Below are 677 nucleotides of genomic sequence, written 5' to 3' on the forward strand. Positions count from 1 at the left end.
ATGAGTTGTTGATTTTAGGTTATCGTCAAACCGCACACCATGCTAAAGTAACATTATCAGAGCACTTATTTGAGCATAATGATGAGATAACAATGGAAAGTAAAGACCAATTAATACAAATGTTAGAGAGTTTGAAAGATCAACAACAGTTTCAAGATGCTTTATTAGCACAAAAAGCACATGCACACGAAATCTCGCGTGAACAATTCGAGCAAGTTTTTAAACAGGCGCTCGAAAGCTAAAAAGAAAAAGCAGTCTAAAATAAAGCATCATTTAATATAAAAGATTTGACGTAATATGATGTAAGCGACATGGACAATATGATATTACGTCATGCTTGTTTTGTTTACTTAAATATAAGCTAAGTAATAAGTAGATAATTACTAACAACAATAACTAGATAGATAAGTATAAATTTCTTGTGAACAGGTATATAATAGTATGTAATTCTTTGAAGGAAGTAAGTGAGGAAGGAGTATATTGATGGCTAAATATCGAGGGGAACCGTTTCAATTATATGTAAAGTTATCGTGTTCGACAATGATGGCGACAAGTATCATTTTAACGAATATCTTGCCGTACGATGCCCAAGCTGCATCTGAAAAGGATACTGAAATTTCAAAAGAGATATTATCTAAGCAAGATTTATTAGACAAAGTTGACAAAGCAATTCGTCA

The 677-nt window shown here is 32.2% G+C and carries 2 pseudogenes; both read left to right on the plus strand.

What is annotated here, in order from left to right:
* Positions 1-242: pseudogene (locus tag IDG60_RS19005) on the plus strand (accessory Sec system glycosylation chaperone GtfB); the annotation flags it as partial.
* A 241-nt stretch (positions 243-483) separates the two neighbouring features.
* Positions 484-677: pseudogene (locus IDG60_RS19010) on the plus strand (adhesin); the annotation flags it as partial.

The organism is Staphylococcus sp. EG-SA-2, from assembly GCF_017152085.1.